Below are 3,713 nucleotides of genomic sequence, written 5' to 3' on the forward strand. Positions count from 1 at the left end.
TGAGGGACTCCTTTGGTTGACTCAAACCACAGACCTGTTTCGCACTCTGCTACTCCCGCTCGTAGGTATTTACCGAGTAGGCGCATGAGTGCTTTGTCTTTGATTTTACGACCAACACGATTCATTAGCATGTCATGGTTTACTTCATCAAAGAACTTAGACAAGTCGATATCAACCGCTGTTTTATAACCTTGTTTAACACAAGACTGAACATGGTTCACTGCTTGACTGGCTCTTTTATGAGGGCGATAACCATAACTATGTGGTGAAAATTGTAAAATAAAAGGGGTCAAATCTTGACTTCAGACATCAAAGGTCTAGATTTATAGTTTACTATTCATTGAGTGAATTACTATGTCTAGGCCGCTGCGAATAGAGTATGAAAATGCGTTTTATCATGTAATGAATCGAGGGAGAGGGCGCGAAAATATCTTTTTAAGTGATAACGACTTTAAGTATTTTTTACATTGCATTGAGCAAGCAAGTATTCGCTTTAATATTGAAGTGCATTCATATTGTTTAATGACCAATCATTACCACCTGCTAATCAAAACCCCTGATGCAAATTTAGGCCGAGCCATGAAGCATATTAATGGCCTTTACACCCAATACTTTAATAGAGTACATAACACCGATGGTGCGCTGTTTCGAGGGCGCTACAAAGCGGTGCTGGTGGATGCTGATAACTATTTATTGCATGTTAGTCGGTATATTCATCGTAACCCAATTGAAACGAACATACCGTTGGTAGAAGAGCTTGCTAAGTATAAATGGTCTAGTTATCCAGCTTTCATTAAAAGGGGAGCGACGCCTAAATGGCTAGTCCGAGGCTTTATATTTTCGCTGCAAGGCAAAAAGCGTAAATATGCTGCTTATAAGCAATTTGTTGAATATGAAAACAATAAAGAAATAAGCGCTTTTTATAGTGCTAAAAAGTTATTGTCGGTTTTGGGTTGTGAGGACTTTATTGAAAACATAAAAGACTATATTGCTAAATCAGATAGCGAAAGAAAGCTTGTTAGTAAAAAACGCTCAGCAGATGATGTTATAGCTTACTTAGCTAAACACTTTAATGTTGAAGTTGATGAGATTATAACGGTTAAAAAGGGGCGAAAAGAGAAAAATTTACCACGCTGGTTTGCTATAAAATTATGCCAAGATTTAACGGGATTAAATTTGCAGGCATTAGCAGATGTTTTTAATGTTAAACACTATTCGGCGATATCAAAAACTGTCGGTAGATTAAATGCATTAATGATTGAAGATAAGAAGGTTGAATTACAATTAGAAAAACTTCGAGATTGTTTGATATCTGAAGTCAAGATTTGACCCCTTTTGGTTTGACCCCTTTTGGTTTTTTGGCATCTTTTAGATAAGGTCGAATGTCTGTAAATTGTTTATTTATCTAAACCTTAAAAGCATAGTAGAACTGTGGTATTTTAACGGTCGAAAATTTCAGAAGGTGTATAAATAGTGAAGTTGTGGCTTAAGGATGATTTGGACTCAAAAAAAACGCTTATTCAAAGAGCGATGCTATTTTCTGTGGTCACCTTAGTAATATTATTCTTGTTTCAACCTTTTGGCACGCACAGCGATACTATTTCCTATAAATATCTGCGTCTGTCTGGTTATGGTTTAGTGACTTTTTGTGCTTTATTGCTGGCTGGGTTCATAGAGATATTATTAAGCCGTAGACGGTTAAATAGCCACATTAGAAAAGGCCTTATTGCTACTTTGTATATTGGCTTTGTAGCGGTATTTAATCACAGTTATTTTGTGGTGGCCATATTAGGTGTTTGGCATTGGCAGAATCAATTGTTGTTTGTTTTTTATATTTTAGCCATTGGTTTGTTTCCGATTATTTTTATGTTTTTAGTTAATCGACATTCAGTTGCTATTACTCAGTCTCAGCCAATTGCCCTTGAGTCAAGCCAAGCGAAAAACGCTAGGCTAACCTTAGAAAAACAAATAACCTTAAGAGGTGACAATAAAGATGACATTGTACAAGTCAGTTTGTCGCAGATTTTATTTATCAAATCTGCGGATAATTATTGTGAGCTTGGTATGCTCGAAGATGAAAATTGCAGTCGTAAGTTATTGCGCGGCTCGTTAACCAAACTGTTAAAACAGCTTCCAGCTGACGCTCAGGTGGTACGTTGTCATAGATCTTATGCAGTAAATCTTGGTTTAGTTAAGTTATGGCAAGGTAACGCCGGTGGTTTGCAATTGACTATGCAGGCTGGCGATTTGGTAGTGCCCGTCTCTAGAACCTATGTAGAAGCAACAAAAAAGGCCTTGTCATTCGCCCCTAAGGCTTGTTAATCACCGCAAATTTTTGTCACTAAACCCTAAATAATCAGCTTTAGCCCTAACTCATCGCCATGATGAATTGGGCTTGGCATGCTTAGCTCGAATTTTGAATTTCTTACTAAGCAGGTAACTATGAATCACACAATCAAATCACTAATATTATTAACCACCTTTATGTTCTGTCACTATTTTATGCGTGATTTTTGGGGCGAGAGTTGGAGCGAAGTATTACTTAACCTAGATCAACAAACTTATCTTTTACACACCTTGGCGAAATATCTATTTATCTACGGGCCACTTGTCTTAGTGGCGGTCTTATTATTTAAACAACACCCTTGGTATGACGTAATAGGTGTAAACGTGTCTGGCAGTCAGCACTACTTATTGGCAGCTGTAGCTTGTTGTTTGCCTATGACCTTAGGGTATGCATTCTTAAGTACCGAATTAGACCTCTCACTGCCTGGCATTATTACCGGCTCAGTATATGCTGGGTTGTTTGAAGAAATTATCTTTAGGGCAGCGTTATTTGGGGTGTTATTTCACTTTTGTCGTTGGGGATTTATTCCTGCCGCATTAATTAGCTCGGTTATTTTTGGTCTAGGGCATATTTACCAAGGGCATGATGTTATGTCTGTTGTTATGGCGCTAACCATCACAACTATCGCTGGAACATGGTTTGCGTGGTTATATTGTGAATGTGGATACCGCATTTGGTTTCCTATGTTTATGCATATTTTCATGAATGCAGCTTACGGTATATTTGGCATGTCAGGCGGCGCCGCTGGTGACCTAGAAGGCAACCTTTTCAAGGCCACTGCCATTATTCTAAGTATAATTTATGTGCATATACTGGTGCGTAAAGGGAAAACACGGGAAATAGCCTTTAAAACACTATGGCGCAACAATGGCGATGTTAATTCACAACCTCAATCAGAACTAACCACTCAAAACAGCTACTAGGAGAACCACTATGTTTGAATTATTTTTAGTTATGCTAGCCCTTACCTCACCGATTTTAATTATCATCTTTGTGCGTAATTATTTTAATTACAAATCTGAGGTCAATCAGAAGATATTAGCGCTGCAAAAAGACACAGATACCGAAGCGGTGAATAACATGCAGAAAAGGGTAGAGCAGCTGGCTAAAAGAGTGATAGTGCTTGAAAAAATAGTCACCGATAGCAAGTTTGAGTTGGGGCAGGAAATCAGCCAATTGTGATTGATGTAACAGACAACAATAAACGGCTCATGTTGAGCCGTTTTTTTGTTTAAAGCCAGAGGGGTCACCCATTAGAAAGTTCTGGTCAAGCAGGCAGCCGTGTTTTCTTGATCTTTTTTACTCAAAAACCAAGTGTTCTTATTATTTAAACTCAATTTAAATATGACTACGCACCTAGTAATGA

Annotated in this window: 4 protein-coding genes and 1 pseudogene; 4 read left to right on the forward strand and 1 reads right to left on the reverse strand. The window is 37.9% G+C overall.

Annotated elements, in window-relative coordinates; all coding sequences use genetic code 11:
- Positions 1-221: pseudogene (locus H5232_RS22555) on the reverse strand (group II intron reverse transcriptase/maturase); the annotation flags it as partial.
- A gap of 133 nt (positions 222-354) precedes the next feature.
- On the opposite strand from H5232_RS22555, the gene H5232_RS22560 reads away from it, so the two are divergent.
- The 4 genes from H5232_RS22560 to H5232_RS22575 all read left to right on the forward strand — a co-directional run bounded on the left by H5232_RS22560 (position 355) and on the right by H5232_RS22575 (position 3,529).
- Positions 355-1,329: a transposase gene (locus H5232_RS22560; protein ID WP_182831568.1), complete on the forward strand. Its 975-nt coding sequence runs from the start codon at positions 355-357 to the stop codon at positions 1,327-1,329.
- Positions 1,330-1,473: 144 nt separating this feature from the next.
- Complete coding sequence (locus H5232_RS22565) at positions 1,474-2,322, forward strand: LytTR family DNA-binding domain-containing protein (RefSeq protein ID WP_182831569.1); 849 nt, start codon at positions 1,474-1,476, stop codon at positions 2,320-2,322.
- A gap of 120 nt (positions 2,323-2,442) precedes the next feature.
- A complete protein-coding gene (locus H5232_RS22570; RefSeq protein WP_182762747.1) occupies positions 2,443-3,270 on the forward strand; it encodes a CPBP family intramembrane glutamic endopeptidase in 828 nt (275 codons plus the stop codon).
- 10 nt (positions 3,271-3,280) lie between these two features.
- The gene (locus H5232_RS22575) at positions 3,281-3,529 is read left to right on the forward strand and encodes a hypothetical protein (protein WP_145237690.1); all 249 of its coding nucleotides are present in this window, start codon (positions 3,281-3,283) and stop codon (positions 3,527-3,529) included.
- Positions 3,530-3,713 lie beyond the last annotated feature (184 nt).

It is taken from the genome of Pseudoalteromonas sp. SG41-5, assembly GCF_014164495.1.
Lineage (GTDB): Bacteria > Pseudomonadota > Gammaproteobacteria > Enterobacterales > Alteromonadaceae > Pseudoalteromonas > Pseudoalteromonas rhizosphaerae.